Source organism: Candidatus Symbiopectobacterium sp., assembly GCF_020054415.1.
Classification (GTDB): domain Bacteria; phylum Pseudomonadota; class Gammaproteobacteria; order Enterobacterales; family Enterobacteriaceae; genus Symbiopectobacterium.
Genome location: NZ_JAHWCO010000115.1, coordinates 1 through 3002, shown reverse-complemented (window position 1 = coordinate 3002; position 3002 = coordinate 1). Strand labels below are relative to the sequence as shown.

Sequence of the window (3002 nt, the reverse complement as noted above, 5' to 3'; positions counted from 1 at the left end):
TTGTTTTTCGCGCTGGTCGAAGCGCCAGTAAAGGCTGGCGCTGACGCTTTCCAACTGGCTATAGACCTACTTTTTCGCCTGAAGATAGTCTTCCTGACGGCGTGCGGCGCGGTGCATCTCCTCATGGGTCGGGATACCGCGTTCAATCGGCAGTAAGGGCTTGTCGTTCCACGGGTAGGCCCCCGCGCGCTCAGTTCCTGATGAATGGCGCCAAGGTCATCGGCCAGCCAGGAAAAAACAAACGGCAGGTAATATTGATTCAGTCCATTAGGGGGACGGGTATGCAGATCGAGAGAGAGCCAGCGGGCGGTTTCACGCGCGCGGTGCAGCCTGCGGTAACAGTCAAGGGACAGGGTTTCAGGTAAAGCGGGGGTAGGGGTAGCAACCATAGCGGCGGCCTCCGATTGCAGTTCTTTCGAACCTCGCATCCCGCTGCTAAACGGGGTGGCGAGACGTAACAGGGTTAGCAGACCGGGCAATCGGAAACCGGCGAGCACGAGGGCTCCCCCGTTACGCCCCACCATAATCTGGGCGCAACTCAGGTTTTTACGGACGTAAAAAAACCGCAAGAATAAGCGGCTGTCCGCCGATTTGCTCGGGCTGCTAAACCCGACACCGAATTCTGTCGATGCCGGGCTAGCATAGCGCCGGACGGCGGATAAAAACAAGGGCTTTTTCACGTTCATCAACCTCACATCTGCTTTCTCATAGCGACCCACAGACCGTGATCGCCCTCAACATCCTGCTCACTGACATTTCTGGCTCGAAACTGTCGGCCATTTTTTAATGTAATGAAGCACTCTCCCTCACTGACTATCGAGGGAAAGGAATGAGCGATAGCATTACTGTCCACCGTTATTTTCCTGCCGTTAGCCTCAAACGTGACCATCATCAGATATCATCCCCACAAACGAATACACAACACGGATTAGCCAGACGTTGCGAACCTTCTACTCATACAGCACTATTCCTGACCGTTTTACGCCAAAGGCACGGATAAACAGGGTGGCCGCCTGCGCGTTGAGGGCATTGCCATAGGCGCGCAGGCGTCCCACTCTGGCGGCAGCCCCATCAACCAGCGGGAATGTGCCGGATTCAACTGGCCGCCACTTTTCATCCCGGCACAGCAGCCAGTCAGCCTCTCGCCAGAAGCCGTTAGTCGGACAGGCTGCGTCATTTGTGTCCAGCCCGTCAGCCACACCACGCGCCCCAGCAATGCATTGAGCGGCACATTCGGGCATTCCTTGCCATCCTTCCCGTCCCGCGTGGTCGGCGTAGGCCACCCAGTACGCCCGGTCGCGAATGTGCGGGGCACCGACGCCCGCAGACGGAAACGGCACACACCCGAAGGCGTAGTCCAGTGCTTCCAGGTCAGCCTGTACAAGGTCGAACCAGAGGTTTGCATGGCTGCTTGCAACCTGTTAACCAAAAACGTACTCAGGGCGGCACTGGCTGATGAGCCAGTGAAAAGCGGGCCAGAGGTGCCGCTTGTCATCAAACCAGCCGCCCCTGCCTGCCGCGCTGAAAGGCTGGAAGGGGCAACTGCCCGTCCACACGGGTTTATCATCGGGCCATCCTGCTTTTCGCAGGGCATACGACCAGACGCCGATACCGGCGAAAAAATGGCACTGGGTGTAGTCTCGCAAGTCATCGGGGTTCACCTCCTCAATTGAGCGTCCATCAACATCGCCGGGCGCAATATGCCCGGCGGCAATCAGGTTTCTCAGCCACTGTGCGGCGAAGGGGGAAATCTCGTTGTACCAGGCACCCCGGCTCATACCGCCTCCTGTCTGTAGGCACTGGCAGCGGACAGCGTGGCAATCACTTCATTTACGTTACCTCGACTGGCTGCCCTGGCTGCAATGCTGTAATGGGCGTGCGTGTAGTGAAACGTAAAGCCCCGATAGGCGGCATGCGTCCTAGGGGTATCGCTGCCGGAGAGCACAACGGGCACACCGTGCCGCTGGTTGGCTTCCATCAGGGCATCGGCCAGTGCCTGATGCGCGTCGTCCTGAAACGGCTTAATGTAATATCCTGTGAAGCCGGTTCTGTCCTCATGCGGGAAATAAGGTGGATCGGCATAAACAACGCAGTGTTCATCTACATGAAACGCCAATGTTTCCTCAAAGGGCAGGCAGACAAATCGGGTATGGGTATCGCGGGCCTTTTCGGCGAACAGATGGATTTCCGTTTCAGGGAAATACGGCTTTTTGTAACGACCATACGGGACATTAAATTTGTCACACAGGTTGTAGCGGCACAGGCCGTTGTAGCCATGGCGATTCAGGTACAGGAACACGGCAGCACGCTCAATCCCCACAAACACTCGCCACTGGTTGAAGTCGGCACGCAGGCGGTAATAATCTTCGTGGTTATTGTTGTGTCTGAACAGGGGGAGCGCGGCCCGTATAACGCTTTCAGGTGCATCCATCACCGCCTGGTAGAAGTTAATCAGGTCGGGATTGATATCGGCCAGTACATAGCGGCGGTGATCGGTATTGAGAAAGACCGATGCGCCACCCACAAACGGCTCAACCAGACAATCCGCCGTTGGCAGCAAAGGCCTTAAGCGTGGCATCAGACGAGACTTTCCGCCTGCCCATTTCAAGATCGGTTTCATGCTTTCCTCCTGCTGTCGTGTCTGTGTTTACGCTCAATGGTTTCCTGGCAGGTCACGCAGTACTGCACGCCCTGAACCGCACGGCGGCGGGCTGGCGGGATGCGTGCATCACACCGGACACAGCGCACCCGCGAAACCGCACTGGGTCTGGATAACGCGCGGGAAATATGGCGCTGACGCGCTTCTTCCTCGTGCCACTGGATAACATCCATTGCATCGGGCATCAGCGGCTCTCCTGCGCGTCGTTCTGGATACGCTGTGCGACATCTCGCAGTAGTTCGGCAGCATCAATACTGCCCAGTCTGTTACCGGTGATATGCAGAGCCAGCCTTTCCAGGCGAGCGGCGAACACGTCGGCACACCCCCGGCGTTCATCCATCCG

Annotated in this window: 3 protein-coding genes and 2 pseudogenes; all 5 read right to left on the bottom strand. The window is 57.3% G+C overall.

What is annotated here, in order from left to right; translation table 11 throughout:
* Positions 1–686, bottom strand: a pseudogene (locus tag QZ506_RS03570) (hypothetical protein); the annotation flags it as partial.
* A gap of 264 nt (positions 687–950) precedes the next feature.
* Positions 951–1778: pseudogene (locus QZ506_RS03565) on the bottom strand (DNA cytosine methyltransferase).
* Positions 1775–2620, bottom strand: a complete 846-nt coding sequence (locus QZ506_RS03560) for a Dam family site-specific DNA-(adenine-N6)-methyltransferase (RefSeq protein WP_291969110.1) — start codon at positions 2618–2620, stop codon at positions 1775–1777. The pseudogene QZ506_RS03565 and the gene QZ506_RS03560 overlap by 4 nt, the downstream one beginning before the upstream one ends.
* Positions 2617–2844, bottom strand: a complete 228-nt coding sequence (locus QZ506_RS03555) for a TraR/DksA C4-type zinc finger protein (RefSeq protein ID WP_291969108.1) — start codon at positions 2842–2844, stop codon at positions 2617–2619. The genes QZ506_RS03560 and QZ506_RS03555 overlap by 4 nt, the downstream gene beginning before the upstream one ends.
* Positions 2844–2999 carry a DUF2732 family protein gene (locus QZ506_RS03550; RefSeq protein ID WP_291969112.1) on the bottom strand — a complete coding sequence of 52 codons (156 nt, stop codon included), beginning with the start codon at positions 2997–2999 and terminating at the stop codon, positions 2844–2846. Before QZ506_RS03550 ends, QZ506_RS03555 begins: the two co-directional genes overlap by 1 nt.
* Positions 3000–3002 lie beyond the last annotated feature (3 nt).

Bases quoted from the DNA above. Each gene is read 5' to 3' on its own strand.
- QZ506_RS03560 (WP_291969110.1), bottom strand. From the start codon at position 2,620: ATGAAACCGATCTTGAAATGGGCAGGCGGAAAGTCTCGTCTGATGCCA.
- QZ506_RS03555 (WP_291969108.1), bottom strand. From the start codon at position 2,844: ATGCCCGATGCAATGGATGTTATCCAGTGGCACGAGGAAGAAGCGCGT.
- QZ506_RS03550 (WP_291969112.1), bottom strand. From the start codon at position 2,999: ATGGATGAACGCCGGGGGTGTGCCGACGTGTTCGCCGCTCGCCTGGAA.